The organism is Dermacoccus sp. 147Ba (assembly GCF_004151355.1).
Lineage (GTDB): Bacteria > Actinomycetota > Actinomycetes > Actinomycetales > Dermatophilaceae > Dermacoccus > Dermacoccus abyssi.
The window spans coordinates 297517-324384 of sequence record NZ_SEHL01000001.1; the positions used below are offsets into that span (position 1 = coordinate 297517).

Annotated in this window: 22 protein-coding genes and 1 riboswitch; of the genes, 21 read left to right on the forward strand and 1 reads right to left on the reverse strand. The window is 69.0% G+C overall.

Annotated features, from left to right (window positions below; all coding sequences use genetic code 11):
• Positions 1 to 2: 2 nt before the first annotated feature.
• Genes ileS through ndk form a run of 5 tightly spaced genes read left to right on the forward strand, consistent with a single transcriptional unit; the run spans position 3 to position 6529 of the window.
• Complete coding sequence (gene ileS, locus EVU97_RS01415) at positions 3 to 3383, forward strand: isoleucine--tRNA ligase (protein ID WP_129662891.1); 3381 nt, start codon at positions 3 to 5, stop codon at positions 3381 to 3383.
• On the forward strand, positions 3380 to 4783 hold the full coding sequence (locus EVU97_RS01420; protein ID WP_129662893.1) for a folylpolyglutamate synthase/dihydrofolate synthase family protein: 1404 nt from the start codon (positions 3380 to 3382) through the stop codon (positions 4781 to 4783). The genes ileS and EVU97_RS01420 overlap by 4 nt, the downstream gene beginning before the upstream one ends.
• Entirely contained in the window at positions 4780 to 5190 is a 411-nt protein-coding gene (locus EVU97_RS01425) for a DUF4233 domain-containing protein (RefSeq protein ID WP_118913048.1), read from the forward strand. The genes EVU97_RS01420 and EVU97_RS01425 overlap by 4 nt, the downstream gene beginning before the upstream one ends.
• Positions 5187 to 6053: an undecaprenyl-diphosphate phosphatase gene (locus EVU97_RS01430; protein ID WP_118913049.1), complete on the forward strand. Its 867-nt coding sequence runs from the start codon at positions 5187 to 5189 to the stop codon at positions 6051 to 6053. Before EVU97_RS01425 ends, EVU97_RS01430 begins: the two co-directional genes overlap by 4 nt.
• Before the next feature lie 47 nt (positions 6054 to 6100).
• Complete coding sequence (ndk, locus tag EVU97_RS01435; RefSeq protein ID WP_129662895.1) at positions 6101 to 6529, forward strand: nucleoside-diphosphate kinase; 429 nt, start codon at positions 6101 to 6103, stop codon at positions 6527 to 6529.
• 64 nt (positions 6530 to 6593) lie between these two features.
• On the opposite strand, the gene EVU97_RS01440 is transcribed toward ndk, so the two are convergent.
• Positions 6594 to 7154 (reverse strand): DUF2087 domain-containing protein, encoded by a 561-nt coding sequence (locus EVU97_RS01440; protein ID WP_165357828.1) that lies wholly within the window; start codon positions 7152 to 7154, stop codon positions 6594 to 6596.
• A 263-nt stretch (positions 7155 to 7417) separates the two neighbouring features.
• Between EVU97_RS01440 and EVU97_RS01445 the strand changes: the two genes are divergently transcribed.
• From EVU97_RS01445 to EVU97_RS01520, 16 genes are all read left to right on the forward strand, one after another.
• Positions 7418 to 8452, forward strand: a complete 1035-nt coding sequence (locus EVU97_RS01445; RefSeq protein ID WP_165357829.1) for a putative sugar O-methyltransferase — start codon at positions 7418 to 7420, stop codon at positions 8450 to 8452.
• A gap of 76 nt (positions 8453 to 8528) precedes the next feature.
• A complete protein-coding gene (locus tag EVU97_RS01450; protein WP_129662902.1) occupies positions 8529 to 9554 on the forward strand; it encodes a rod shape-determining protein in 1026 nt (341 codons plus the stop codon).
• Positions 9551 to 10393 (forward strand): rod shape-determining protein MreC, encoded by an 843-nt coding sequence (mreC, locus tag EVU97_RS01455; RefSeq protein ID WP_165357830.1) that lies wholly within the window; start codon positions 9551 to 9553, stop codon positions 10391 to 10393. Before EVU97_RS01450 ends, mreC begins: the two co-directional genes overlap by 4 nt.
• 8 nt (positions 10394 to 10401) lie before the next feature.
• A complete protein-coding gene (locus EVU97_RS01460; protein ID WP_129662907.1) occupies positions 10402 to 10962 on the forward strand; it encodes a hypothetical protein in 561 nt (186 codons plus the stop codon).
• Positions 10959 to 13040: a penicillin-binding transpeptidase domain-containing protein gene (locus tag EVU97_RS01465; RefSeq protein ID WP_129662909.1), complete on the forward strand. Its 2082-nt coding sequence runs from the start codon at positions 10959 to 10961 to the stop codon at positions 13038 to 13040. Before EVU97_RS01460 ends, EVU97_RS01465 begins: the two co-directional genes overlap by 4 nt.
• Before the next feature lie 19 nt (positions 13041 to 13059).
• A riboswitch (cobalamin riboswitch) is annotated at positions 13060 to 13201 on the forward strand.
• A gap of 99 nt (positions 13202 to 13300) precedes the next feature.
• Positions 13301 to 14701, forward strand: coding sequence for a prenyltransferase/squalene oxidase repeat-containing protein (locus tag EVU97_RS01470; protein ID WP_129662911.1), 1401 nt, complete (start codon positions 13301 to 13303; stop codon positions 14699 to 14701).
• On the forward strand, positions 14679 to 15785 hold the full coding sequence (locus EVU97_RS01475) for a hypothetical protein (protein ID WP_129662913.1): 1107 nt from the start codon (positions 14679 to 14681) through the stop codon (positions 15783 to 15785). The genes EVU97_RS01470 and EVU97_RS01475 overlap by 23 nt, the downstream gene beginning before the upstream one ends.
• Positions 15782 to 16969 carry an energy-coupling factor transporter transmembrane component T gene (locus EVU97_RS01480; RefSeq protein ID WP_129662915.1) on the forward strand — a complete coding sequence of 396 codons (1188 nt, stop codon included), beginning with the start codon at positions 15782 to 15784 and terminating at the stop codon, positions 16967 to 16969. Before EVU97_RS01475 ends, EVU97_RS01480 begins: the two co-directional genes overlap by 4 nt.
• Entirely contained in the window at positions 16966 to 18678 is a 1713-nt protein-coding gene (locus EVU97_RS01485; RefSeq protein WP_240730085.1) for an ABC transporter ATP-binding protein, read from the forward strand. Before EVU97_RS01480 ends, EVU97_RS01485 begins: the two co-directional genes overlap by 4 nt.
• Positions 18675 to 19568, forward strand: coding sequence for an ECF transporter S component (locus EVU97_RS01490; RefSeq protein ID WP_129662917.1), 894 nt, complete (start codon positions 18675 to 18677; stop codon positions 19566 to 19568). The genes EVU97_RS01485 and EVU97_RS01490 overlap by 4 nt, the downstream gene beginning before the upstream one ends.
• Positions 19569 to 19684: 116 nt before the next feature.
• Positions 19685 to 19954: a 30S ribosomal protein S15 gene (rpsO, locus tag EVU97_RS01495; protein ID WP_047311375.1), complete on the forward strand. Its 270-nt coding sequence runs from the start codon at positions 19685 to 19687 to the stop codon at positions 19952 to 19954.
• Positions 19955 to 20122: 168 nt separating this feature from the next.
• Entirely contained in the window at positions 20123 to 22573 is a 2451-nt protein-coding gene (locus EVU97_RS01500) for a polyribonucleotide nucleotidyltransferase (RefSeq protein WP_047311376.1), read from the forward strand.
• A gap of 134 nt (positions 22574 to 22707) precedes the next feature.
• Complete coding sequence (locus EVU97_RS01505) at positions 22708 to 23814, forward strand: YihY/virulence factor BrkB family protein (protein WP_129662919.1); 1107 nt, start codon at positions 22708 to 22710, stop codon at positions 23812 to 23814.
• Positions 23814 to 25595, forward strand: coding sequence for an alkaline phosphatase D family protein (locus tag EVU97_RS01510; RefSeq protein ID WP_240730086.1), 1782 nt, complete (start codon positions 23814 to 23816; stop codon positions 25593 to 25595). Before EVU97_RS01505 ends, EVU97_RS01510 begins: the two co-directional genes overlap by 1 nt.
• A gap of 10 nt (positions 25596 to 25605) precedes the next feature.
• The gene (gene dapB / locus EVU97_RS01515) at positions 25606 to 26352 is read left to right on the forward strand and encodes a 4-hydroxy-tetrahydrodipicolinate reductase (RefSeq protein WP_129662920.1); all 747 of its coding nucleotides are present in this window, start codon (positions 25606 to 25608) and stop codon (positions 26350 to 26352) included.
• 44 nt (positions 26353 to 26396) lie between these two features.
• The gene (locus tag EVU97_RS01520) at positions 26397 to 26864 is read left to right on the forward strand and encodes an SRPBCC family protein (protein WP_129662922.1); all 468 of its coding nucleotides are present in this window, start codon (positions 26397 to 26399) and stop codon (positions 26862 to 26864) included.
• Positions 26865 to 26868 lie beyond the last annotated feature (4 nt).

The window sequence follows — 26868 nt, forward strand, 5'->3', positions numbered from 1 at the left end:
CCATGACCTATCCCAAGGTCGATCTCACCCAGAATGCCACTGCCGCAGATCAGCACGCCGGTGAGGCATTCGGTATCAAGGGCGTGCCCTCCTCGCCCGCGTTCCCCGACATCGAACGCGCAGTCCTCGACTACTGGGCGGCCGACGACACCTTCCGCGCCTCGATCGAACAGCGCGACGCCGGTGAGAACGGCGAGAACGAGTTCGTCTTCTACGACGGCCCGCCCTTCGCCAACGGTCTGCCGCACTACGGCCACCTCCTCACGAGCTACGTCAAGGACCTCGTGCCGCGCTACATGACGATGCGCGGCAAGAAGGTGGACCGTGTCTTCGGGTGGGACACCCACGGCCTGCCCGCCGAACTCGAGGCGATGCGTCAACTCGGTCTGAAGACCAAGGACGAGATCGTCGAGATGGGCATCGAGGCGTTCAACGACGCCGCCAAGGCGAGCGTCATGAAGTACGCCGACGAGTGGGTCGACTACGTCGGGCGCATGGGCCGCTGGGTCGACTTCGAGCGCGGCTACCGCACGTACAACGCCGGCTACATGGAGTCGGTCATCTGGGCGTTCACATCGCTGTACGAGAAGGGCCTCATCTACGAAGGCCTGCGGGTGCTGCCGTACTGCTGGAACGACGAGACGCCGTTGTCCAACCACGAACTGCGCATGGACGAGGACGTCTACCAGAATCGGCAGGACCCGGCGGTCACCGTCGGCTTCACCCTCGAGACGGGGGAGAAGGCACTCATCTGGACGACCACGCCCTGGACTCTTCCGAGCAACCTGGCCGTCTCCGTCGGCCCGGACATCGACTACGTCGTCGTCGAGGCGGACGCCCCCACCGGCTCGAGCGAGCGGTACGTCATCGCCGAAGCGCGCCTCGCTGCCTACGCCAAGGACCTGTTCGGCGAGAAGCTCGACGCCGACGCGCTCGCCGGGAAGGTCGTCGAGCGGCTGAAGGGCCGCGACCTCGTCGGACGCCGCTACACCGCACCCTTCACCTACTTCGCGAACGAGGAGAAGCTCGCGGGCAGCGCGGCGTGGAGCATCCTCTCGGCCGACTACGTCACGACCGACGACGGTACGGGCCTCGTCCACATGGCCCCCGCCTTCGGTGAGGAGGACAAGGCCGCCACGGACGCCGCGGGCATCCCACCGGTCGTTCCCGTAGGCCCCGACGGTCGTTTCACCTACCCGGTGAGCGACTACGAAGGCATGCAGGTCTTCGACGCGAACCCGCACATCATCGACCACCTCAAGGCGGCGACGAAGGGTGCGGGCGCGACGGGGCACGTCAGTGACGGCACGGTGCTCGTGCGCCGCGAGAGCTACGACCACTCCTACCCGCACTGCTGGCGCTGCCGTCAGCCGCTCATCTACATGGCGGTCAGTTCCTGGTTCGTCGAGGTGACGAAGATCAAGGAGCGCATGCTCGCGCACAACGACGAGATCACCTGGGTGCCCGGCAACGTCAAGCACGGACAGTTCGGCAAGTGGCTGGAGAACGCCCGCGACTGGTCGATCACCCGTAACCGCTTCTGGGGCAGCCCCGTTCCCGTGTGGAAGTCGGACAACCCCGCCTACCCGCGCATCGATGTGTACGGCTCCTTCGCCGACCTCGAGCGCGACTTCGGCACGCTGCCGAAGAACGCCGCCGGCGAGCCCGACCTGCACCGTCCGTTCGTCGACGAGCTCACGCGCCCCAACCCGGACGACCCGAGCGGCCAGTCCACGATGCGCCGCGTCAGCGACGTGCTCGACGTCTGGTTCGACTCGGGTTCGATGAGCTACGCGCAGGTGCACTACCCGATGGAGAACGAGGCGTGGTTCGAGAACCACTTCCCGGCCGACTTCATCGTCGAGTACATCGGCCAGACGCGTGGCTGGTTCTACACGCTGCACATCCTCGCGACCGCGCTGTTCGACAAGCCGGCGTTCAGCTCCGTCATCTGTCACGGCATCGTGCTCGGCAGCGACGGGCAGAAGATGAGCAAGTCGCTGCGCAACTACCCGGACGTCTCGGAGGTCTTCGACCGTGACGGCGCCGACGCGATGCGCTGGTTCCTCATGTCGAGCCCGATCCTGCGCGGCGGCAACCTCTCCGTCACCGAGCAGGGCATCCGCGACGGCGTGCGTCAGGTCATGATGCCGCTGTGGAACGCGTGGTCGTTCTTCGCGCTCTACGCCAACGCCTCGAACGGCGGCGAGGGCTACGAGGCGAAGTGGACGACGGGCTCCACCGACGTCCTCGACCGCTACCTGCTCGCCAAGCTGCGCGACCTCGTCGAGACGGTCCAGGCTCAGATGGACGCCTACGACATCGCCGGGGCCTGCGAGAGCGTGCGCGGCTTCCTCGACGTCCTGACGAACTGGTACATCCGTCGCAGCCGTGAGCGTTTCTGGGGCACCGGCACGTCCGCGGAGACGGGTGAGTCGCACGAGTCCCTGTCGTCGGAGGCGTTCGACACCCTCTACACGGCCCTCGAGGTCGTCACGCGCGTCGCCGCTCCGCTGCTGCCGTTCGAGACCGAGCAGATCTGGCGCGGCCTCACCGGTGGCCGCTCGGTGCACCTCACCGACTGGCCGGTCGTCGACGACCTTCCGGCGAACGACGAACTCGTCGCCGCGATGGACCGCGCCCGTGAGGTCTGCTCGGTGACGCTCGGCCTGCGCAAGGCGGAGCGCCTGCGTGTGCGTCTGCCGCTCGCGAGCGTCACGGTGGTCGGTGAGAACCCGCACCAGCTCGAGGAGTTCGCGAGCCTCGTCTCCGACGAGGTCAACGTGCGTCACCTCGTCCTGGCCGACTCGGCCAGCGCCGACGCCGACCGCTTCGGCGTGAGCCAGCGCCTGTCGGTCAACGCTCGCGCTGCCGGCCCGCGCCTGGGCAAGAACGTCCAGCAGGCCATCAAGGGCAGCAAGTCGGGTGACTGGTCGGTCGACGCGAACGGCGTCGTCACCGCCGGCGGGCTCGAACTCGTCGAGGGCGAGTACACGCTCGACATGGCTGTCGACGCCGACAAGGCCGGCGCCAACACGGCGGCAGCGATGCTGCCGAGCGGCGGTTTCGTCGTCCTCGATACCGAAGTGAGCCCAGAGCTCGCCGCCGAGGGGCTCGCCCGTGACGTCGTGCGCGCCGTCCAGCAGGCCCGCCGCGACGCCGGACTCGACATCTCCGACCGCATCTCGCTCACCGTCACCGGTGACGACGAGGTCTGGGGCGCCACCGTCGCGCACCAGGACCTCATCATGCGCGAGACGCTCGCCGTCCAGTTCGGTTCGGCCGGTGCCGCGCACCAGCTGCCCGAGGGCGTCGGTACCGAGGCCGAGGTCGGCGACAAGCAGAAGGTTCGCATCGTCGTGAAGAAGGTGGAGGGCAAGTGACGCCCACGAAGCGAAGCGGCGCTCCTGACGCCGAGGCCCGCGAGGCCGAGCACCAGGCCGCGCTGCGCCTGCGGGTGCGCGAGATCGAGGACTCGATCCTCGCGCGCACCCCGGAGAACAACCCGGAGCCGTCGCTCGAGCGCGTGCGCCGGGCGATGGAACTGCTCGGCGACCCGCAGAAGACGTTCCCGATGATCCACCTCACGGGCACGAACGGGAAGACGACGACGACGCGCATCGTCGAGCGGGTGCTGCGCGAGCACGGCCTCAAGACCGGCCGGTTCACCTCGCCGCACCTGCACGACTTCCGTGAGCGCATCGCGCTCAACGGGGAACCGGTCGACCCGGAGCGCTTCGTCGCGGTCTGGGAGGACGTGGAGCCGTTCATCGCGATGGTCGACGCCGAATGCCTCGCCGCCGACGAGCCGACGATGACCTACTTCGAGGTCCTCGTCGTCCTCGCCTACGCCGTGTTCGCGGACGCGCCCGTCGACGTCGCCGTCGTCGAGGTCGGCCTCGGCGGCGTGTGGGACGCCACGAACGTGGCTGACGGCGTCGTCTCCGTCATCGCACCCGTGGCCATCGACCACACGCGCCTGCTCGGCGACACCCTCGAGGACATCGCGGGGGAGAAGAAGGGAATCATCAAACCGGGCGGCATCGCCGTCGTCGCCGAACAGGCCCCCGAGGTCGACGAGATCGTGCGCGAGTACTGCCTCGAGGTCGACGCCACGATGCTGCGCGAGGACGACGCCTTCGGCGTGACAGCCCGCGAACCTGCCGTCGGCGGACAGATGATCTCCGTGCGTGGCCTCGCCGCCGAGTACGCCGATCTGTTCCTGCCGCTCTTCGGCGAGCACCAGGCGCACAACACGGCGCTCGCGATCGCGGCTGTGGAGGCGTTCCTCGGTGGGGGCGAGCAGAAGATCGACGACGACGTCCTGCGTGCAGCGCTCGAGGGCGTGACGTCGCCCGGTCGCCTCGAGATCGTGCGTCGTTCGCCCACGGTCGTCGTGGACGCCGCGCACAACCCGGCCGGTGCGACCGCGTTGCGTGAGGCGCTCGCCGACTCGTTCCAGTTCAACCGCCTCGTGGGTCTCGTCGCCGTGCTCGCGGACAAGGACGCCGAGGCCATCCTCACGGCCCTCGAGCCGACGCTCGACCACGTCGTCGTCACGCGCAACACCTCGCCGCGCTCGATGGCGCCGCGGGAGCTGGGCACGCTGGCGGCCGAGCTGTACGGCGACGACCGTGTCACCGTCATCGAGAACCTGCCGGACGCGCTCGACCACGCCGCGCAGCTGGCCGACGAAGAGGGCGTCGGCGGTGGTGTGCTCGCCACCGGGTCGGTCATCACGGCCGCCGAGGTGCGCATGCTCCTGGGGGTGACGAACTCGTGATCGCCGAATGGATCCGGCGCCTGCGTTTCACCGGTATCGGTGAGCGCAAGACGCGACAGCTCGCCGGCGCGACGATCGGCTGCCAGGCGTTCATCCTGTTCTTCTTCGCCCTCACGGCGTGGGGTCTGGAGAACGCCGAGCACCCCGACGGCGGCGGCAACCAGAGCCTCTACCTCTGGGGTGGCCTCGGTCTGGCTGTGCTTTGTCTGTACGCCTCCGCGTCGATGCGGAAGTCGATCGGCATCCCCCTAGGGTGGGTGCTTCAGGTGGCTACGTTGCTCACCGCGTTCATCGCACCACTGATGCTCATCGCCGGGTTGCTCTTCCTCGCGCTGTGGATCACCGCGCTCGTGCAGGGCGACAAGATGGACGAACTGACGCGCAACTTCGTTGGGAGTAATACATGAACTGGCTCGAGGCGATCGTCCTCGGCGTGGTGCAGGGGCTCACCGAGTTCCTGCCGATCTCGTCATCGGCGCACCAGCTCCTCGTCGGGCGCATCTTCTTCGGCAACGACGGTGGTGGCGCGGCCTTCACGGCGATCAACCAGCTGGGCACCGAGGCAGCCGTCCTCGTGTACTTCTGGAAGGACATCGTCCACATCGTCAAGCAGTGGTTCGGGTCGCTGACCGGCAAGGTCGAGAAGAACGACCCGGACGCTCGCATGGGTTGGCTCGTCATCATCGGCACCATCCCGATCGCCCTGCTCGGCATCCTGTTCAAGGATGCGATCGAAGGCACGCTGCGCAACCTGTGGATCACCGCGACGATGCTGCTCGTCTTCGCGCTCGTCATCATGGTGGCCGACATCCAGTCCGACAAGCGCCTCGAGAACAAGCAGACGGAGAAGGACCTCGAGCACCTGTCGTGGGCCGACGGCCTCAAGTTCGGTCTCTTCCAGGCGCTCGCGCTCATCCCGGGTGTCTCGCGTTCGGGCGGCACGATCGCCGGTGGTCTGTTCATGGGCTACTCGCGTCCGGCGGCAACGCGCTACGCATTCCTCCTCGCCATCCCGGCCGTGCTCGCCTCGGGCGCGTTGCAGGTCGTCGAGGTCGCCTCGGCCGGTAAGGACGCCGACTCGGGCAGTTGGGGCATGATCGGTATCGCCACCGTCATCGCCTTCGGTGTCGGCTACGCCGTCATCTCGTGGCTGATGAAGTACATCTCGACCCACAACTTCCGCCCGTTCGTCATCTACCGCATCGGGCTCGCGCTCGTCATCTACGTGCTGCTCGCCACCGGCGTCGTCGACGCCGCCGTGCACGCCTGACATCATCCGAAGCAAGCATTCGAAAACTTCCTCTGGAGGAACCCGTCATGACCGCACAGACCGAGCGTTCGCTCGTCATCGTCAAGCCCGACGGCTACCGTCGCGGCCTCACCGGCGAGGTCCTGCGCCGCATCGAGGCGAAGGGTTACACCCTCGCCGCGCTGCAGGTCACCGAGGCCACGCGTGAGCAGCTCGCCGAGCACTACGCCGAGCACGAGGGCAAGCCGTTCTACGAGCCGCTCGTGGAGTTCATGAGCTCCGGCCCCATCGTCGTCGCCGTCATCGAGGGCAACGACTGCATCAAGGGCTTCCGTTCGCTCGCCGGCGCCACCAACCCGACGGAGGCCGCCCCCGGTTCGATCCGCGGCGACCTCGGCCGCGACTGGGGCCTCAAGGTGCAGCAGAACATCGTCCACGGCTCCGACTCCACGGAGTCGGCCGAGCGCGAGATCGGCATCTGGTTCCCCAACCTCTGATCGACCACGTGACGTGAAGGAGCGGCGCGCCCCGGTGGGCGCGCCGCTCCTTTGCTTTGTTGGGTCACCCGGGGTTGCCCCCGGCTCCGGCCAGGTACGCCGAGAGCCACAGCCGCTCCCACTCGGGAAACTCGTGGGCCCAGCGCACGTCACGCTCCGGCACTCGCCCGGCCAGCCGGTAGATGCCGGCCGAGCGCGTCAGGTAGCCGACGTTGACGAGTTCGCGGCGCAGGTACGCGACGTCCTCATGGACCGGTGCGAGCACAGCGCCCACCTCGGCTTCGGTGTACTCGCGATTTGGCTCGAAATGCCGCACGAGATCGAGAAGCACGGCCATGCGGGTGCTCCGTTTGGTCGGGATGGACAGCAAGCGGCGCCCCTCGGCGTCGAAGAACGGGCGAATCGTGCGGCGCTGCTGTGCCGCCGCGCGCTCATGGGCCGTTGCGCCGGCGGTGGACGATCGGACGTCTGCGGATGCGTCGGCGCTCGCTTCGTCGTGTGGAGCGTCGTTCCTGGCGGAGTTGCGCGAAGCGTTCTCGAAGTGGCTTCGTGCGAGGGCGTAGTTCTCACCCGTCTCGCGCATCCGAGCTCGCACGAGTCGCTTGAAATCCTGGTCACGTGTCATGTCACACCTCACGGTCTGCGTCATCCCCAGCATGAACCGCAGCCGAACGTGTGCATGTGCGGTGAAGGCGTTGCTCGGCTCGAGAATCTGCTTCCCTTCACGCCGTCCGCGTGAGCTGGGGTCACGCGGTGCGCTGGGCGCGAGCCTGCGCCGACCCTCATTCTGCCCGTGGCAGGGCGAACGGCGCGAGTGGTTTTCTAGAAGACGAACGGCAGACGTGAGACCCTGAACGCGGGCGCCCGAGTTCACCTCGAGGAGGCATCGTGAGCGCATCGTGGAATGACCTGACCGAGCGAACCTTGTGTGAGATCGAGGGCGTGAACGAGCAGTTCCGCCCGACGAACTTCTGGGGGCCCGGCCTGCGTGAGCTTCTCCACGACCTGCAGGAGCGGGGCCTCGAGGAATTCAAGCGCTGGCCAACCGCGTCGTTCTGGTTCTATCCGCTCTACGGAGACGGTTATTCCCCGGCGTTGAGCGAAGAGCTCCTCGACGTGGCACGAACGAGCCGGGAGGGCGTCAACCCGGGATACTTTCGGGCCGCACTCAGCGGCAGTCGCGACGCGTGGCGCGATCACGACGTCGCGAGCGCCTGGTGGAACACCGAGCGGTGGCCGTTCGATCTGCGCTCGCACGGTGAGAGTCGCGTGGGCCGTCCGCCGCAGGCGTTCCCCGTGACGAAGGACGATTCGGCGGTCACCGTCGGACGCGCCTACAACAACTACCTTCTCGTTCTCGCCGCGCTGTCGCAGCACGTCGACGCACCGCCGTCGAGTTTTCTCGAGATCGGCGGCGGCTTCGGCGCCCTCGGCGAGATCCTGATGAGCCGCGACGAGAACGTGCGGTACGTCGATGCCGACATCCCACCCCTCCTGACCGTTGCGTCCTGGTACCTCACCGAACTGTTCGGTGATCGTGTGACGACGTGCCTCGACCGGCCGGATGCCGGCCCGCTCACCGTGCCGAACAGCGGCGTCGTTCCGAACTACCGCCTGCCGGACCTCGAGGAGGATTTCGAGGTCTTCGTCAACTCCTTCTCGTTCCAGGAGATGGAGCCCGACGTCGTCGAGAACTACGTCGATCTCGTCTGCGGCACGGGTATTCGCTATGCCGTCTCGCTCAACTCGCGCGAGGGCAAACAGCGTGCCGCCGCGCCGGGCGAGCACGGGGCCCTGGATCCGGTGACCTCCGAGCGCATCGCCACGATGTTCGCCCGTCACGGGTTCGAGGTGGCCGGTCGCTACAACGACCCGTATGTGCGCAGCGCCGGGGAACTGCTCGTCATGAAGCGGCGCGGGTGAACACCGCTGCCGCGTCGAGGTGTCGCCCGCGTGGACGTGCCGCGAACGTCCAGCCGAGTTTGAAATACTCGGCGGCGTGTTCGAGCGCCTGAGAAACCCGTCCCGCGACCTCGCGATCGACCTCGGCACCGCGAACACCCTCGTCTACGAAGCGGGGGAGGGCATCGTCGTCGACGAACCGAGCGTGGTCGCGCTCGACGCTGCCACGGGCCAGCTCCTCGCCGCAGGGTCCGATGCCAAGGAGATGCTCGGGCGAGCTCCGGCGAAGGTGCGCATCGTGCGTCCGCTCGCCGCGGGCGTCATCAGTGACGCCGACGCCGCCGAGCGGATGTTGCGCTACTTCATTGCCCGCTCCCGACCGTCGCGCCTCATCCGCCCGCGCATCGTCGTCTGTGTTCCTTCCGAGGTGACGGGCGTCGAACGTCGCGCGCTCGAGGACGCGGCGATGCGCGCCGGGGCGCGGCGGGTCGACGTCATCGAAGAGGCGGTCGCAGCTGCCCTCGGTGCCGGCCTGAACGTTCACGGGACGGCCGGCGCGATGGTCGTCGACATCGGCGGCGGCACGAGCGACGTCGCGGTCACGAGCCTCGGCGGCGTCGTGCGTGCCCACTCCGTGCGCATCGGGGGCCACGACCTCGACGACGCCATCGCGAACCACGTCAAGAACGAGTACGCGCTCCTGCTCGGCGAGCGCAGCGCGGAGACGATCAAGACGGCCATCGGCTCGGCCTTCCCCATGAGTCACGAACTCACCCACGAGGTGCGCGGTCGCGACCTCATCACGGGCCTTCCGCGTGCGGTCACGCTGACGAGCGGGGAGATCCGCCGAGCCCTCGAACCGCACCTGCTCACGATCTGCGAGACGGTGCGCTCCACCCTCGACTCCTGCCCTCCCGAACTGGCCGGCGACGTCCTCGACGGCGGCATCGTCCTCACCGGCGGGGGAGCGATGCTGCGCGGCCTGGACGTGCGCATGAGCCACGAGTTGGGCGTTCCCGTCCGGTTGGCCGAGGATCCACTGACCGCGGTCGTCACGGGCGCGGGCACGTGCGTCGAGGATCCAGCAGCGACGCGGTCGCTGCTGTCGCAGGTGGAGCGTTGAGGCGAGATTCGGGTGCGTCCGCGGCGGTGGCTGCGCCGGGACGCGGTACCCGGTCGCGCGCCCGACGGAGGCGCATCGGTGTCGCCGTCCTCCTCGTCATCGCGCTCGTCGTCAACCTCGTTCCGCCGGTGCGCGACGGCGTCAGTTCGCTCCTGTCACGTGGCGTGACGTCTCTCGTCTCGTCCCTCACCGGGCGCGACGCGGAGGTGAAGCGCCTGACGAAGGAGAACCTGGCCGCGAGCGAACGCGCTCGATCGGCCGAGGAGAGACTCGCAGCGGTCGAGGAATCGGCAACGCTCTCCGAACGATTCGGGGGCGGCAAGCACGATGTTGTCGTCGGTCATGCCGTCGCCTTCACGCCGGCACCTTCAACGGGTAGCGAGCGGAAGGTCGAACTGGACATCGGCTCGCGCGACGGCATCTCACTCTCGCAGGCCGTCGTGGGCGATCGCGGCCTCGTGGGGCGCATCACCGCAGTCCGGGCCGACTCCTCCACGGTCACGCTGCTCGCCGACCCCTCGTCCGTAGTGGGGGCGCGCGTCGAGCGCACCCGTTCCCTGGCCCGACTCAGCGGGAGCGCGCCGGCGGGTGTGGCCAAGCGAAGCGGCAGCGAGGTCAGCCTCGTCGTGGCCGACGGAGGTTCGGTACGCATCGGCGACACCGTCGTCACGGCAGGCAGCCCGAACGGGTTCCCGTACCCCGCCGGTATTCCGCTCGGGAAGGTGAGCCGCGTCGAGGCCGACCACGGTCAGGCGGAGCGCAACGCCGTCGTGCGTCCCTTCGTCGACCCCGGTGCGCTCGAGGTCGTGGGTGTTCTCGTGCCGCAGGAGAACCACTGATGGCGCGCGTGGCTGCTGAAACCCCCGGTGCTCCCGGTCGCACGCCCCTGCGCGAGCCCACGACGATCGTGGCTCGGCCCTCCGCCGTCACGTGGAGCCGCGTTGCGTGGCTCGTTCTGACTCTCCTGCTCGCCGTCACCGTGTTGCCCCTCGTTCCCACCTGGGCGCCGTGGATGCTCCTGCCCCTGCTCGTCACCGCAGGCGTGACCGGCGGAGCGTGGTCCGCCGTCGCCTGGGCGATCGCCGGGGCGCTCCTGCTCGACCTCGCGCCGCCCGCGTCGTCGGCGCCGGGCCTCGCGCTCGTTCCCGCGGTTGCGGCGGCGCTCGTCGTCACCAGGGCCGCGAGGTCGTGGAACAGCGCCGCGTGGGTACCGGCCATCGTGGGCGGCCTCGGAGCCCTCACTGCCTCCCTTGTCGTTCTCGCCCTGCGAGTGGTGGCCTCCGGCTCGGTTCAGGTCGAGCCGTACTCGCTGCTCGGCTCGACGGCCACGACGGCCGTTCTCACCGCAGCCCTCGCTCCGACCTGGGTGCGGTGGACGTTGCGCGAGCAGGAACGAGGACGCGCATGACCCGGCTGCGCCGAGGCGTGCCGAGGGAACGCCGTCCGTTCGGACCGTTCCTCATGCCGAGCTTCCGTGGGGCAGGTTCGCGTGGTGCGCGAGGGGCGTCGGGACGTGCGCGGTTGCTCGTCATGGCTCTTGTCGTCGCTCTCGTCGCGACGATCATGGTGGGTCGCCTCGTTCAACTGCAGATCGTCGACGGCGCGAAGAACGCGACGGCCGCAGCGGACATCAACACGCGTGACGTCGTCGTGCCTGCCCAACGCGGGCGGATCCTCGCTGCCGACGGCACCGTTCTCGTCGGGAACGGTTCGACGACGACGCTGACGATCTCGCCGCAGGCCCTCGCGCGTGACGACGCGCCGAAGGTCATCGCGCGCGTCGCCTCGGCCATCGGCCGGGATCCGCGGAGCCTCTTGGCGCGGACGAAGGCGTGCGGGACGAAGGGCGCCGCGCCGTCGCCGGTCTGCTTCGCCGGGCATCCCTTCGAGGCGGTGCCGATCGCCTCCGACGTCGAGGCGTCGGCTGTGAACGCGCTGCTCGAGCGCCCCGAGGCCTACCCCGGCATCGCGGTGCGACCGACAGCGACCCGAACCTACGGCTCCCGCGGCGACTCCCTCGCCCAGGTCGCCGGTTACCTCACGGCAGCGACAGCCGACGACACCGACGTCGCGACCTCGGGGTCGGGTGTGCCGACGCTGCTCGGTCGCACGGGTGTCGAAAAGCAGTACGACGCCGTCCTGCGCGGACGCGACGGCAAGCGCTCCACCGCCATCGGACCCGACGGCACGGCGCAACGTCAGGTGGCGGACGTGCCGCCGGTGGCGGGCCAGGACGTCGTCACCTCGATCCGCCCCGCCGTGCAGGACGCCGCAGCGAAGGCGCTCGCCGACGGCATCGCAGCAGCCCGAAAACGCGGGCAGAAGGCCGGTTCGGGCAGCGTCGTCGTCCTCGAGGCGAACAGCGGCAACGTCGTCGCCATGACGAACCAGCCCACCTACGACCCGTCCGTGTGGAACGGCGGCGTGACGCAGGCCGAGTACGACTCGCTGCTCGACACCAGGGCCGGCGACCCGCTGACCAACCGCGCCATGTCCGTGGCCGGCCCGCCCGCGTCGACGTTCAAGGCGTTCTCCCTCTTCGCCGCGGCTCAGACCGGTGTGGATCCGAACGGCTCGTACTCCTGCCCGTCGTCGGTCATGATCGGCAACCGCTCCTACAGCAACTTCGAGTCGCAGGCGCACGGCACGATCGACATCCCGAAGGCGCTCGAGGTCTCCTGCGACACGGTTTTCTACCGGTGGGCGTACGACGCCTGGGTCAAGGCCGGGGGAGTGAAGGCGTCCACCGACGCTCCCGACCCGTATGCCAGCGTGGCCCGCGAGTTCGGCTACGGCGCGCGAACCGGGGTGGACCTTCCCGCGGAGGCGAGCGGCTCCCTTCCCGACCGCGCGACGAAGCGCCGTGAGTGGGAGGCGACGAAGGCGGCGTCCTGCCGGCGGGCGAAGAGCGGGTACCCGGAGATCGCTGACAAGGACCGTGCCTCGTACCTCACGCAGGTGGCCAAGGAGAACTGCACGAGCGGCTACGTCGTGCGCGCCGGTGACGCGGTGAACTTCGCCATCGGCCAGGGTGACGTCGCCGCGACGCCGATGCAGGTGGCCACGTCGTTCGCCGCGCTCGCGACGAACGGGCGCGTACCGACGCCCCGCGTCGCCGTGGCAACCGCGCGTTCGGACGGCAGCTCCCAGACGGTGCTCCCGACGCCCGAGGCGCGTGTCCTCGGCCTCGATGCCCGGATGTACGCCCGCGAACTCGAGGGCCTCAAACGGGCGGTCTCGACGGGAACGGCCTCCGAGGCCTTCCGAGGCTTCGACCTCGACGCGCACCCCGTCTACGGCAAGACAGGGACGGCCGAGGTCTACGGCAAGCATGCCACCGCGTGGTTCGCCTCGTTCGGCGGGGCGGACGAGGACGGCAAGCGCTACGTCGTCGTCGTTCGGGTCGACGAAGGAGGCGAGGGTGGACGGACCGCCGCACCCATCGCGCGCTCCGTCTGGGACGCGCTCGTCAGGCGCTCTCGCTGAGACGAGGGCGCACGGCGGCTGGTGATAGCCTGGATGCGATCTTCGGCTCGTGCCGGAGAGTCGAGAACGAGGGGAAGCCGGTCGAATTCCGGCGCTGACCCGCAGCCGTAGATCAGTCCGCTGATGAGCCGGAATGCCTCGTCTCGGCTGTGTCTGATCACATCTGCCTCATCACACCCGTCGAGGTCAGCGGGAGGGGCCCGGCTCGTCGTTCGAGCAGGGTGTCGCCCACCGGCCACGCACCTGCCCGGAAGGTCATCATGACGACCCACCTGCGTCGCGCCGGATTCACCAGCGCCGCCCTCGTCGCTCTCGCTGCCGCAGCTTCGGCCCCCGCCACCGCAGCCCCGGCGACGGGAACCGACGCCGCGGCGTCCTTCCTCGCCGGGCAGTTCGCGGCGGGCGGGCACCAGCTCAGCTCCACCTACGCGGGTCAGACCTACCTCGACGCGGGCCTTTCCGCGGACGGCATCCTGGCCCTTACGTCGGCCGGTGTTGCGGGCAACGAAGCCGGTGCCGCCACGACAGCGTTCGCCAAGGGTGTGGGTGACTACGCCGTGCCGGGCACCGACGTGTACGCGGGAGCTGTGGCGAAGTCCCTCATCGTCGCGAAGGCACAGGGGCAGAACCCGCGCGCGTTCGGCGGCGTCGACCTCGTCTCGAAGCTGCAGGGCCTCGAGGAGCCGAGCGGCCGCTTCTCCGACGTCTCGGCCTACGGCGACTACTCGAACGCCGTCACCCAGTCCCTCGCCGTCATCGCGCTGCAGAAGGCCGGCGCGCCCGCTGACGCGAAGGCCACGAACTACCTCCTCTCGCTGCGCTGCAATGACGGCGGATTCCGCTTGGCCGACGACGGTTCGGCGTGCGTCTCCGACCCCGACGCCACGTCGTTCGCCGTGCAGGCGCTCGCCGCCGCCGGCGGTCACGGCGCCGACGTGACGAAGGCCGTGAACTTCCTCGCCACGAAGCAGAACGCCGACGGTGGCGTCGCCGGCGGAACGGGCACGACCACCCCCAACGCCAACTCGACGGGCCTCGCGGCGGTGGCGTTCACCCTCGGCGGTCAGGACGCGCGCGCTGTTAAGGCGCAGTCGTTCGTCGCCTCGCTGCAGTACGGCTGCTCGTTCCCTGCCGCTGTGCGTGGCGCCATCGCGTACGACCGCACCGCGTTCGCGGCGATGAAGAGCGCCGGTGCCTCCGGCAAGCTCGCCGGCAACGAGACCCGCGCCACGTCCCAGGGTCTCTACGCGTTCACGAGGGCGCCCCTCGTCTCGTTGACGAAGGGTGGCGCCACCGCGACTCCCGCCATCTCGTGCTCCTCCGAGCCCACGTCGTCGCCCAGCACCTCGACGTCCACGACGAGCGCGCCGAAGCCGACGAGCTCCTCGTCGAGCAACTCGACGTCCACCTCCGCCACGCCGGCTCCCACGAGCACCACGAGCGCCACGAGCACGGATGCCACCGCAGCGCCGACCTCGACGACGAGCCCGAGCGCGCCGTCCACGTCCACGGTGCCGCAGTCGACGTCGACGACGCCCGCCACCGGCCCGATCGTGAACACCGACAAGGTCTCGGACAACACCGTGCCGTTCGGCTTCGCCTTCGGCGCCGTCATCCTCGTCACCGCGGGAGGTGCCGTTGCGTACGCGCGTCGCCGCTGATCTCGCGCGCCTCGGCGCACCGGTTCTCGTCGGCGCCTCGGCCCTCGCGGGCCTCGGTGCCGTGACGACGGGTGCCGCAGCGCCCGCGTCCGCTGCGGGTGCGTGCACGAGTGCGACGAGCGGCGTGACCGTCGTCGTCCAGTTCCCGAGCGGCTCGGCCACCGGCTGCGCGCCGGGTAGTCCGGGCACGGCGCTCCAGGCGCTGCGGGCCGCCGGGTTCTCGACGACCGGTTCCACGCAGTACCACGACGGCGTGCTCTGCGGCGTCAACGGGTACCCGTCGAGTTCGCCGTGCCGGATGCCTCCGCCGAACGCCTACTGGACGGTCTTCAGCGCCAAGCGCGGCGGCTCGTGGAACTACTCGAACCTCGGTGTCGCCTCGCTGCCCGCCACCCCGGGCGGAGTCGTCGGATTCCGCTTCGGCAGCGGCACCGCGCCGTCCGTGCCCGTTCCTGCTGCGATCACGTCGCCGAAGCCGAGCACGACGAAGCCCACGACATCGACTCCGAGGCCCAGCTCGCCCAAGCCGAGCAGCACGAAGCCGACCACGTCGCAGCCGAAGCCGTCGAGTTCGAAGCCCTCGTCCAAGCCGTCCTCGACGAAGGCCGGCTCCACGACGGCTGCGCCGAAGCCGACGTCGAGCAAGCCGTCGTCGACGGCGGGTTCGACGAGCAGCCCCCAGCCGACCACCTCGGGGTCGAAGCCGGGCCAGGGTGCCACGTCGACTCCCACGGTCAAGGCAACGGCCCTCGTGACGAAGGACGGGAAGCCACTCAAGGTCATCACCTTCAGTGACGGCTCGTCGACGACGCTCGATGCGAACTCGAGCGATGCCAAGAAGTACAAGGTCGGTGTGAAGAAGAAGGGCGGTACGCCCGCCGCCACCAAGATGACCGGTACGAAGGTGCCCCAGCCGAAGAACACTGCTCACCCGAGCATCTCGACGTCGGGCAGTGTGCCCGGTCTCGCCGTGCCGGAGAAGAAGAGCTCAGGCAGCGACAACCTTCCCGGCATCATCGCCGGTGTCGGTGTGCTCGGCGTCGCAGCCGTGGGAGCCGGATACGCGGCACGTCGTCGCGGATGACCTCGGCCTCCGGCCATCGCCGTCGCGTCGTCCACCCCGGTGCGTGGTGGATGTGGGCGACGGCGATGGCCGTTGCCATCGCCACGACGACGAATCCCGTCCTGTTGGCCCTCGTGCTTGCCGTCGTGGTGCTCACGGTCGTCGCTCGGCGCCCCTATGCGCCGTGGGCCCGTAGCCTGCGCCTCTACGCGGCGCTCGGAGCCTTCGTCGTCGTGAGCCGCGTCGTTCTGCATGTCCTCGTGGGCATGAAGACGAGCGAGACGATCGTCCTTCCGCTGCCGCAGGTGGAGCTTCCCGAGTGGGCTCGCGGCATCACTCTTCTCGGCCCGGTCGGTCTTGGCGGCCTCGTCGGTGCCTTCCTCGAGGGCCTGCGCCTCGCCACGATGCTGTTCTGCTTCGGCGCAGCCAACGCCCTCGCCAACCCCAAGCGCCTGCTCGCGGCCACCCCGCCGGCCGTCCGTGACATCGGGACGGCCACCGTCATTGCGTTGTCCGTGGCACCCCAGCTCGTCGAGAGCGTCCAGCGGGTGCGCAAGGCGCGCGTCCTGCGTGGCGACGCCCGCCGCGCCACGCGCGTCAAGCAGGTGGCCCTTCCCGTGCTGCACGACACGCTTGACCGCTCCATCTCCCTCGCGGCCTCGATGGAGGCACGCGGTTATGGCCGTCGGGCCGAGCGGCCCTTCGTGACGCGCTTCGTCATCGGCGTGCTCATGCTCGGCGGCGCGCTGCTCACGTGCGTCGGCGTCTACGGCACGATGCAGGGCTCTGGAGCCGAGGGAGTCGTGAGCGACGTTCCCTGGTGGACGACGGCGCCCGTGCTCGTCGTCGGCATCGTGGCGAGCGTGGTCGGGGTGGCATGCGCCGGACGTTCGATGCGTCGCACCCGCTACCGGCGCGACCCGTGGGGCCTGCTCGAGTGGGCCGTCGTGGCCTGCGGCATTGTGACGCTCGTGGCTGTTCGTGCGGTTCTCGAGGACCAGCCCGACGCGCGCAACCTCTCGGTTTCGCCCCTCGCCATGCCGGTGGTGCCCCTGTGGCTACCGCTCGCGCTCGTGCCCGCGCTCCTGCCGGCGTTCTTCACACCCGAACCGGAACGCCCGCGGCGTACGAGCGCGCCCGAACGCACCCTCGACGACGCAGCGCCCGGACGCGACGCCCGGGCCCTGCGAGGAGCCACCTCATGACCGAAACACACGACACAACTCCCGCGGGGGACGTGGGAGGGCGTGACGCGGCCACCGTCTGGACCAGGGAGCCTGCCGTCGTCATGGACGCCGCGACGCTGACGTACGACGGGGCCGAACACCCCTCGCTGCGCGACGTCGACCTGCGCATCGAACGCGGTGAGCTCGTCGCCGTCATCGGCCGCACCGGCTCGGGCAAGTCGACGCTCCTCGGGCTGCTCACCGGGCTCGTCCCGCACTTCACGGGCGGACTCCTGCAGGGCAGGGTCGTCATCGGCGGGCTCGACATCTCCGAGAACAAGCCCAGCGAACTCGCCTCCGTCGTCGGGTACGTCGGGCAGGACCCCCTCGCCGGCTTCGTCACCGACACCGTCGAGGAAGAACTCGCCTACGGCATGGAACAGCTCGGCATAGCGCCGGAGGTCATGCGTCGGCGGGTCGAGGAGACGCTCGATCTGCTTGGTATCGCCGAGCTGCGCGAGGCTCCGTTGCGCGACCTGTCGGGCGGCCAGCAGCAGCGCGTCGCCATCGGCAGTGTGCTCGTCATGCACCCGCAGATCCTCGTCCTCGACGAGCCCACCTCGGCGCTCGACCCCACGGCCGCCGAGGACGTTCTCGCCGTACTCACGCGCCTTGTCCAGGATGTCGGTTCGACCGTCGTCGTCGCGGAACACCGCATCGAGCGCGTGCTCCCGTTCGCCGACCAGGTCGTGCACGTAGGGGCGAACGGCGTCGTCACCTCCGGCGCTCCCGGCGAGGTGCTCGGAGCATCCGACGTCGCACCGCCGGTCGTCGAACTAGGTCGTGCCGCCGGTTGGTCGCCACTGCCGCTGACGATCCGCGACGCGCGGCGGGTGCTCGTGGAGCGCGTCGCGAGTGCGCCCTTCACGGTCGAGGCACCGCCCATCCGCGGGACAGACGTGCCCTCGACTGCGCCGGTGCTCGAGGCGCGGGGCGTACGCGTTCGCCTGTCCGGCCTCGACGTCGTCGCGGGTGTGGACCTCGACCTTTGCGCCGGCACGGTGACGGCTCTCATGGGCCGCAACGGCTGCGGCAAGTCGACGCTCATGTGGGCGCTTCAGGGAAGTGGCCGGCGTGACGGCGGCAGCATCGGCGTGGTCTCCGCACGAGGCGAATCGCTCGACCCCGCGAAACTGAACCCCGCGCAGCGCCGCGGTCTCGTCGGCATGGTGCCGCAGACCGCCGGGGACCTCCTCTACCTCGACACGGTGGGGGAGGAACTCGCGCAGGCCGATTCCGAGGCCGGCCGCGAGCCCGGTGCTGCCAAGGCGTACCTCGCGAACCTGGCCCCGGGCATCGACCCGGCCATGCATCCCCGCGACCTGTCCGAAGGGCAGCGCCTCGCGCTCGTCCTCGCCGTCCAGCTCGTGGCCGAACCTCAGGTGCTCGTGCTCGACGAACCGACCCGCGGTCTCGACTACGCCGGCAAGGAGGCCCTGCGGGCGATCCTGCGCACGCGCGCCGACGAAGGGCAGGCCGTTCTCGTGGCGACGCACGACGTCGAGTTTGCCGCTGGAGTGGCCGACGAGGTCATCCAGATGGCCGGGGGAGAGTTCATCGCCACCGGCAGTGCACGCGACGTGCTCACAGCGTCGCCCGCCCTGGCCCCACAGATGGCGAAGGTGCTCGCGCCCGTTCCCGCTCTCACGTTGGCCGATGCGCTGACGGTGCTCGGAGTGCCGTCATGAGTCCGCAGGCTTCTGTGAACCCGGAAGAGCGCGCGGGCACCGCCCGACCGGTGAAACGCGCCTCCCTCTCGAAGGCAACGAGCGCCGTCCGTCTGAAGCCGCGTAGCGCCGCCACGATCCTCGTCGTCAGCCTGATCGGGTTGCTCGCGAACCTGTGGCCCCTCCTCGTCGAGGAGCACTCGGCCGTCGCCGGCCACAGCCGTGACGCCCCGATGCTCTTCGCCATCCTCCTGCCGCTCATGCTCGTCGTGGTCCTGGCCGAGATCGCGGATGGCGGGATGGACGCGAAGGCCGTCGCGATGCTCGGCGTCCTGTCCGCCGTGGATGCCGTCCTGCGTCCCCTCGGTGCGGGGACCGGCGGTATCGAGGTGATGTTCTTCCTTCTCGTCCTCGGCGGCCGCGTCTTCGGAGCGGGCTTCGGCTTCGCGCTCGGCGCGACGAGCATGTTCGCCTCCGCCGTGCTCACCGCGGGCATCGGCCCGTGGTTGCCGTACCAGATGCTCGGCGCGGCCTGGGTCGCCATGGGCGCCGGCCTTCTGCCGTGGCGACGCGGGCTCAGGTGGCCGCTCGAACTGCTCCTGCTGTGCGTCTACGGCGCCTTCGCGTCGCTCGCCTACGGGTTCGTGCTCAACATGTCCTTCTGGCCGTTCGCCACCGGCGACGACCCGGCGATCATGCCGGTGCCCGGCGCGCCGCTGGGCGACAACCTCGCACGCTTCGTCGCCTACACCCTGGCCACGTCGCTGGGTTGGGACCTCGGGCGCGTCATCACGAACGTCGCCCTCATCCTCGTCGCGGGCCGACCGATCATGGTCGCGCTGCGCCGTGCCTCGCGCCGTGCCGCGTTCGACGCGACGCCGCGCTTCGCCGAGGGCTCCCGCGCTGATTAGGTCGGCACACGACCCCGCTGATAATCTGAACTCTGCCGTCGATCGGCCGCGGACCAAGAGCGCCCCAGTGAACAGGCCTGGGAGCACCGCGCAACGATGTGTTGAAGGAGTTGGGCATGGCCCTGAATGCTGAGACGAAGAAGAAGATCATCGCCGAGTACGGCACGTCCGAAGGCGACACGGGCTCGCCCGAGGTGCAGGTTGCCCTCCTCACGGAGCGCATCAAGGGCCTGACGGAGCACGCTCGTCAGCACCCGCACGACCACCACACGCGTCGTGGTCTGCTCCTGCTCGTCGGTCAGCGCAAGCGTATGCTTCGCTACCTCGAGTCGGTCGACATCGAGCGTTACCGCTCGCTGATCAAGCGCCTCGGCCTGCGCCGTTGATCGCATTGATCACCATGATTTGACGCCGGACGGCGGTCACTCGTCTACGAGTGGCCGCCTTTCGGTGTTTCGAGGGGCCCGGACGGGCCGCTCGGCAGCAAGAAACGGGTCGCACACAACGACGATGTGCGCATCCGAGACGTAGATGAAACAAGAAGGAGGGCCCAAATGGAGGGTCCCGAGATCCAGTTCGCCGAAGCCGTCATCGACAACGGCTCGTTCGGCACCCGCACGGTTCGCTTCGAGACGGGACGTCTCGCGAAGCAGGCCAACGGCGCAGTCCTCGCCTACCTGGACGACGACACCTGCCTGCTGAGCACCACCACCGCCAGCAAGCAGCCCAAGGAGCACTTCGACTTCTTCCCCCTCACGGTGGACGTCGAGGAGCGCAGCTACGCGGCCGGCAAGATCCCCGGCTCGTTCTTCCGTCGTGAGGGTCGTCCCTCCACGGACGCGATCCTCACCTGCCGCCTCATCGACCGCCCGCTGCGCCCGGCCTTCAAGAAGGGCCTGCGCAACGAGGTCCAGGTCGTCATCACGGTTCTCGCGCAGAACCCGGACGTGCAGTACGACGTTCTCGCCATCAACGGCGCGTCGGCCTCCACGCAGATCTCCGGTCTGCCGTTCACCGGCCCGATCGGTGGCGTGCGCGTCTCCCTCATCGACGGCCAGTGGGTCGCCTTCCCGAACTTCTCCGACATCGAGCGCTCGGCGTTCGACATGGTCGTCGCCGGCCGTCTCGTCGGTGACGACGTCGCCATCATGATGGTCGAGGCCGAGTCCACCGAGTCGACGTGGAACCTCGTGGCCGAAGGCACCCAGGCCCCGACCGAAGAGGTCGTCGCCGAGGGCCTCGAGGCTGCGAAGAAGTTCATCCGCGTGCTCTGTGAGGCTCAGGTCGAGCTCGCGCAGCAGGCCGCCAAGGAGGTCCAGGACTTCCCGGTGTTCCTCGATTACCAGGACGACGTCTACGGTGCGGTCGAGAAGTCGGCCAAGGACCAGACGTCCGCTGCGATGACGATCGCCGGCAAGGCCGAGCGTGAGGACAAGCTCGACGAGATCAAGGACGCGCTCAAGGCCGAGCTCGCCGGCGAAGGCCGCGAGTTCGAGGGCCGCGAGTCCGAGGTTTCCGCCGCGTTCCGTTCGCTGCAGAAGCAGCTCGTGCGCGAGCGCATCCTGCGCGAGAAGGTCCGCATCGACGGCCGTGGCCTGGCGGACATCCGTGCGCTCTCGGCCGAGGTCGAGGTGCTGCCGCGCGTTCACGGTTCCGCGATCTTCGAGCGCGGCGAGACCCAGATCATGGGTGTCACGACGCTCAACATGCTGCGCATGGAGCAGCAGATCGACTCCCTGTCGCCGGTGACGCGCAAGCGCTACATGCACCACTACAACTTCCCGCCGTTCTCCACGGGTGAGACGGGCCGCGTCGGTTCGCCGAAGCGCCGCGAGATCGGTCACGGTGCTCTGGCCGAGCGTGCGCTCATGCCGGTGCTGCCGACGCGCGAGGAGTTCCCCTACGCCATCCGTCAGGTCTCCGAGGCTCTCGGCTCCAACGGTTCGACGTCCATGGGTTCGGTCTGCGCCTCGACCCTGTCGCTGCTCAACGCCGGTGTGCCGCTGCGCGCCCCGGTCGCCGGTATCGCGATGGGCCTCGTCTCTGCCGAGATCGACGGTCAGACGCAGTACGCGGCCCTCACCGACATCCTCGGTGCCGAGGACGCATTCGGCGACATGGACTTCAAGGTTGCCGGTACCCGTGAGTTCGTCACGGCCATCCAGCTCGACACGAAGCTCGACGGCATCCCGGCCCAGGTTCTCGCCGGTGCACTGACGCAGGCGCGCGACGCCCGCCTGCACATCCTCGACGTGATGAACGAGGCGATCGACGCTCCCGACGAGATGTCGCCGTTCGCCCCGCGCGTTCTCGCGGTGAAGATCCCGGTCGACAAGATCGGTGAGGTCATCGGCCCGAAGGGCAAGATGATCAACCAGATCCAGGAGGACACGGGCGCCGACCTGTCCATCGAGGACGACGGCACGGTCTACATCGGTGCCACGGACGGCCCGAGCGCCGAGGCTGCGCGCGCCGCGGTCAACGCGATCGCCAACCCGCAGATGCCCGAGGTCGGCGAGCGCTTCCTCGGCACCGTCGTCAAGACGACGACCTTCGGTGCGTTCGTCTCGCTGCTTCCGGGCAAGGACGGCCTGCTGCACATCTCCGAGGTGCGCAAGCTCGTCGGCGGCAAGCGCATCGACGCTGTCGAGGACGTGCTGAAGATCGGCCAGAAGGTCCAGGTGGAGCTCAAGGAGGTCGACCCGCGCGGCAAGCTTTCGCTCGCCGTCGTCGAGGAGGCCAAGGCCGAGTCCGCGAACACGCCGGAGAACACGGACGCCGCGACGGCCGAGGCTGCTGCCGAGGTCGCCGACTCCGCCGGTCACATGGACCCGCACTCGGGTTCCGAGGACGAGTCCGGTGACAAGAAGCCGCGTCAGCGTCGCCGTGGCGGTCGCGGTCGTGGCCGTGGCGCCGAGCAGGGCGAGGGCAACGCCGCCGCCGACCAGCTCGTCGACGCAGGCTCCGACGGCAACGAGGCGAAGGCGACCTCCGAGGACGCCTGAGCCACACCGGTTCGAGCATGAAGGCTCCGCTCCCGACGTTCGTCGGGGGCGGAGCTTTCCGCATGCGTGGAAGACGTTCCCTTTCCCGGCCACGACGTTCCGGCGGGATTCGGGCTTCGTGGGAGGATGGGCGGGTGAGAGCAGTCGACCGGGCGGACGCGTTTCAGCGCCGTCACCCCGTGCTCGGGTACCCGATCGGTGTCGTGTACAAGTTCATCGACGACCAGGGCGCGTATCTCGCGGCGCTCATCACCTATTACGGCTTCCTCTCGGTCTTCCCGCTCATCCTGCTGCTGCAGTCGGCTCTCGGCTTCTTCATCCACGGCAACGAGCGGCTGCACAAACAGATCCTCGACTCGGTGCTCGGCCAGATTCCCGTGCTCGGCAACACGCTGAGCAACGCCGCGCCCAGCGCGTTGCGCGGCAGCGTCTCCGGCATCGTGCTCGGTTCGATCGTGGCCCTCTACGGTGGCCTCGGGGTGGCTCAGGCGCTCCAGCACACGAGCAACACGTGTTGGTCGGTGCCGCGCAACTCGCGCCCCAACCCCATCCTCATGCGCGTGCGCAGCGCTGCGGTGCTGCTCTTCCTCGGCGTCGCTCTTGTGTCCCTGGGGTGGCTGCCTCAGACGTGGCACGCGCCCGGTTGGCTCGTGCTGGCGCTCAATCTCGTGTTCGGCACCGTCATCTTCCTGCTCCTCATGAAGATGACGACGGCTCGCGGGCAGGGGTGGGGTCGTCTGGCTCCTGGCGCGCTGCTCGTGACGGTCGTGTGGCAGCTGTTCATGGCCGCGGGCAGTACCTTCACCAACATCTTCGGCGCGCGTTCGAGTGACATCTACGGCACGTACGGCAGCATCCTGACGATTCTCGTCGCCTGTTACATCATGGCGGTCGCGTTCGTCGTGGGGTGCGAGGTCAACGTCGTGCTCCACCGCCGTCTGTACCCACGCTCGCTCATGACGCAGTTCACGGACGACGTCGACCTCACCCTGGCCGACCAGCAGGCGTACACCCTGCAGTCCACGATGCAGCGCTTCAAGAACTACCAAGCGATCGACGTCGTCTTCGACAAGAACAACGACGGTGTTGCCGATCAGCCCTCGGACCTCGACCTGCGATGGCACGATGCAGTGGACGCCCACGAGCAATGGTTGAAGCGTGGGCATCCGACGCGGCCGTCCGGGATGTGGGGACTCACGGCCGAAGTGGAAGACAACCGCAGTGTCGACGGAAGCGAATGATGACGAACGACCTCAGGACGAACGAGCCGATCCAGCTCGGCCCCATGGTGCGCTATGCGGGGGAGCGCGAGGCGACGCTCTGGGCTCAGACGCGTGACGCGGGCGAGCTCACGGTGCGCATCGGCGAGAAGTCGTGGAGCGCACGCACGTTCGCGGCGCACGGGCACCACTACGCCCTCGTCCTGCTCGACGGCCTGGAGCCCGGCCAAGTGTACGAGTACACGGTCGAGGTGAACGGCGAACACGCGTGGCCGCAGCCCGATTCGCCGTTCCCCGCGCCGGTCGTCAAGATGCTCAAGGCCGATCGTCCGACGAAGATGGCCTTCGGCAGCTGCCGCACAAGCGTGCCGCACGACGCCAAGCACAACCGCACCAACGGCATCGACTCGCTGCGCGCCTACGCGCACGAAATGGCGCGTCACCCCAGGGACGAGCGGTGGCCCGACCTCGTCGTCCTGCTCGGTGACCAGGTGTACGCCGACATCACGTCGGAGGCCATGCAGGAGTTCATCGAGGAGAAGCGCGGCCTCGAGAGCGAGCCCGGCGAGGAGCTCAAGGACTACGTCGAGTACGCCCACCTCTACCGCCTCGCCTACAGCGAGCCGGCGGTGCGCTGGATGCTCTCGACGATGCCGAGCGCGATGATCTTCGACGACCACGACGTGCGCGACGACTGGAACACCTCGCTCGCGTGGCACGAGGGGATGAACAAGACCTCCTGGTGGCACGGTCGCATCGTCGGCGCGCTGTCGTCGTACTGGGTCTACCAGCACTGCGGCAACCTCTCGCCCGAGGCGCTCGCCGAGGACGAGGTCTGGCAGAAGATCACCGCGCACACCGGTAGCGACGAGCTCGACATCACCGACATGATCGAGGCCTTTGCGGAGAAGGTCGACCGGGACGCCCAGTCGTACCGCTTCTCGTACACGCGCGATCTCGGTGAGAGCAAGCTCATCGTCGTGGACTCGCGCGCGGCACGCGATCTGCGTCCCGGCCACCGCGCGATGCTGGACGCCGAGGAGCTCGACTGGCTCGACGGTGAACTGCGCGGCGACGTGGAGCACCTGTTCATCGGTACGTCGCTGCCGTTCTTCATGCCCGAGGGCATCCACATGCTCGAGGCGCTCGACGAGGCCGCGTGCGACGGCGCGTGGGGCAAGACGGTCGCGAGCCTCGGCGAGAAGATGCGCCAGACGATCGACCTCGAGCACTGGGCCGCGTTCAGTGACACGTTCTTCAAGGTCTCCGACATGGTGCTCGAGGTTGCGCGCGGTGAGCGCGGCGTGGCCCCGCGCACGGTGACGTTCCTTTCGGGCGACATCCACAACTCGTTCCTCTCCGAGGTCCAGGACGCCGACGGCACGAAGTCGCGCATCTTCCAGGCCGTGTGTTCGCCGATCCGAAACCCGCTGCCGCGGCATGTGCGCGCGGGGCAGTCGATCATCGGTCGCGGACTCGCGTGGCCGCTGCGTGAGGTCGTCGAGCGGACGAAGGCCGTGCGCAAGCCGCACTTCACCTGGCGTACGACGCACGGGCCGTGGTTCGACAACAACCTCGCCACGGTGGAGGTCACCGAGAAGGGCCTCGACTTCCGTTGGGAGGCGGGTGAGATCGTCGACGGCGACCTCGAGCACCCGCGTCTGCGGCTCGTCTCGGACATCCGTGTCGACTCGGATGGTGACAGCAACCGGATGGACAGCAAGGGCGATCGCGGCCGGCTTCAGACGTGGCAGCCACTCGGCATGCGGATCGTCGAGCAGGTCAAGAAGCTGCGTCGTTAGGCTCGGGCCCATGAGCGAGACGATCAAGGTTGCAGTGATCGGCGCCGGTGGGCGCATGGGCAGCGAGGCCGCGAAGGCGGTCGAGGCGGCATCCGACATGGAACTCGTCGGTCGTTTCGACGTCGGCGACGACCTCGGCGACCTCGGGGGCGCCGACGTCGCCATCGAGCTGACCGTGCCGGACGCGTCGCCCGGCAACCTCGCCCACTGCGTCACCCAAGGCGTCTCGGCCGTTGTCGGTACGACGGGGTGGACCGAGGAGAAGCTCGCGACGCTGCGCTCGCAGGTGGACGCAGCCGACGGCGTCGGTGTGCTCATCGCGCCGAACTTCTCCATCGGGGCCCTGCTCATGATGAAGTTCGCGCGCGAGGCGGCGGCCTTCTACGAGTCGGTCGAGGTCGTCGAGATCCACCACCCGAACAAGGTCGACGCCCCCTCCGGCACCGCCGCGCACACAGCGCGCGCCATCGCCGAGGGCCGCCGCGAGGCCGGTCTCGGCGACGTTCCGGACGCCACGGAACACGACCCGGACGGCGCGCGCGGAGCCCGCGTCGACGGCATCCCGGTGCACGCCATCCGCATGCGGGGGCGCGTCGCGCACCAGGAGGTGCAGTTCGGCGCGGAGGGTGAGGCCCTCACGATCCGTCACGACAGCTTCGAGCGCGTCAGCTTCATGCCCGGCGTGCTCACCGGCGTTCGCAACGTGGTGACGACGCCCGGCCTCACCGTGGGCCTGGAGAACTTCCTCGGCCTCTGACCCGAACTGCCTGGAACCCGCACCGGCCCCCCTAGGCTCGTCCCATGACGTACGAACTCTCCGACGACGTCTTCATCGACGCCACGCCCGAGGCGGTGTACGCCGTCATCAGCGACGTCACACGCACCGGTGAGTGGAGCGAGCAGTGCCGCCGTGTCGAATGGGAGAACGACGCCCGCGGCGTCGGCGCACGCTTCACCGGCCACAACGAAACGCCCGAGCGCGAGTGGACGACGACCTCGCAGGTGGCGGTGGCCGATCCCGCCGTCGAGTTCGCCTGGGACGTCGTGCCCGCCGAGGTGCGCTGGAGCTACCGCATGGAGCGCGAGGGTCATGGCACGCGCCTCACGCACTCGACGACGTTCACCGAACAGAGCGAGCGCACGTTCGCCGAACGTTTCGGTGACGACGCCCAGGCCCAAGCCGAGAAACGTCGCCTTGCCGCGCGCGAGGGCATCGGCGCGACGCTCGCGCGGATCAAGGACATCGTCGAGGCGGGATCCGCGCGCTAGGACT

Bases quoted from the DNA above. Each gene is read 5' to 3' on its own strand.
- EVU97_RS01480 (WP_129662915.1), top strand. From the start codon at position 15,782: ATGACCTCGGCCTCCGGCCATCGCCGTCGCGTCGTCCACCCCGGTGCG.
- EVU97_RS01440 (WP_165357828.1), bottom strand. From the start codon at position 7,154: ATGACACGTGACCAGGATTTCAAGCGACTCGTGCGAGCTCGGATGCGC.
- rpsO (WP_047311375.1), top strand. From the start codon at position 19,685: ATGGCCCTGAATGCTGAGACGAAGAAGAAGATCATCGCCGAGTACGGC.
- EVU97_RS01510 (WP_240730086.1), top strand. From the start codon at position 23,814: ATGACGAACGACCTCAGGACGAACGAGCCGATCCAGCTCGGCCCCATG.
- EVU97_RS01485 (WP_240730085.1), top strand. From the start codon at position 16,966: ATGACCGAAACACACGACACAACTCCCGCGGGGGACGTGGGAGGGCGT.
- EVU97_RS01470 (WP_129662911.1), top strand. From the start codon at position 13,301: ATGACGACCCACCTGCGTCGCGCCGGATTCACCAGCGCCGCCCTCGTC.
- ndk (WP_129662895.1), top strand. From the start codon at position 6,101: ATGACCGCACAGACCGAGCGTTCGCTCGTCATCGTCAAGCCCGACGGC.
- EVU97_RS01465 (WP_129662909.1), top strand. From the start codon at position 10,959: ATGACCCGGCTGCGCCGAGGCGTGCCGAGGGAACGCCGTCCGTTCGGA.
- EVU97_RS01430 (WP_118913049.1), top strand. From the start codon at position 5,187: ATGAACTGGCTCGAGGCGATCGTCCTCGGCGTGGTGCAGGGGCTCACC.
- dapB (WP_129662920.1), top strand. From the start codon at position 25,606: ATGAGCGAGACGATCAAGGTTGCAGTGATCGGCGCCGGTGGGCGCATG.
- EVU97_RS01520 (WP_129662922.1), top strand. From the start codon at position 26,397: ATGACGTACGAACTCTCCGACGACGTCTTCATCGACGCCACGCCCGAG.
- ileS (WP_129662891.1), top strand. From the start codon at position 3: ATGACCTATCCCAAGGTCGATCTCACCCAGAATGCCACTGCCGCAGAT.
- EVU97_RS01490 (WP_129662917.1), top strand. From the start codon at position 18,675: ATGAGTCCGCAGGCTTCTGTGAACCCGGAAGAGCGCGCGGGCACCGCC.
- EVU97_RS01500 (WP_047311376.1), top strand. From the start codon at position 20,123: ATGGAGGGTCCCGAGATCCAGTTCGCCGAAGCCGTCATCGACAACGGC.